Raw genomic sequence first — 705 nt, forward strand, 5'->3', positions numbered from 1 at the left:
TCGCGGAACAGCGGATGCCGCACTTCCGGCGCGTTCCACTCGGCCTCCAGCACCTTCAGGTCGGCCATGATCGCGATGCCGGCCTCGATCGGGTTGATGCCCTGGCTCATGTAGGCCACGTGGGCCGGCTTGCCGGTGATCTCGATGAACAGCCAGCAGACGCCGACCTGGGCGCTCATCAGCGTCTCGCCGAAGGGCTCGGGGATCACGACCGCATCGAAGTCGGTGAGCTTCGCCTTGCCCATGGCGTTCTGCAGCGCGTGCACGGTTGCGAGCGTGCCGTTGCCGGTGTTCTCCTCGTCGAGCACCGCGTTGAAGCCCACGACGCCCGCGGGCTGCAGGCCGAGTTCGCGCAGCGCCTCGAAGGCCATCAGCGCGCAGACGATGCCGCCCTTCATGTCGCCCGCGCCGCGGCCGTGGAGCCAGCCGTCCTGCACCCACGGCACGTAGGGCGGCCGGGCCCAGAGCGACTCGGGTCCGGTCGGCACCACGTCGAGGTGGCCGTTGAACAGCACCGAGCGCCCGCCGCGCGTGCGCGGCAGGTGGCGCGCCAGCAGGTTGTAGCGCCCGTTGTCGGGATCGCAGGGGCAGGAGAACATCGGACTGTTCTCGATCAGGCTGCTGTCGAGCACGATGCGCTCGGCTTCCAGCCCCATGCCGGCCAGCGTGCGCTCGAGGAATTCGGCCGCGGGCTGCTCGGCGCCG

The 705-nt window shown here is 70.2% G+C and carries 1 protein-coding gene; it reads right to left on the reverse strand.

Annotation, left to right across the window (positions count from 1 at the left end):
- Positions 1-705, reverse strand: a 705-nt coding sequence (locus EJI01_RS28445; RefSeq protein WP_126840423.1) for a M20/M25/M40 family metallo-hydrolase, incomplete at both ends; no start/stop codon positions are given.

The sequence above is a fragment of the Variovorax sp. MHTC-1 genome, assembly GCF_003984645.1.
In the GTDB taxonomy this organism is placed as follows: Bacteria; Pseudomonadota; Gammaproteobacteria; order Burkholderiales; family Burkholderiaceae_C; genus Variovorax.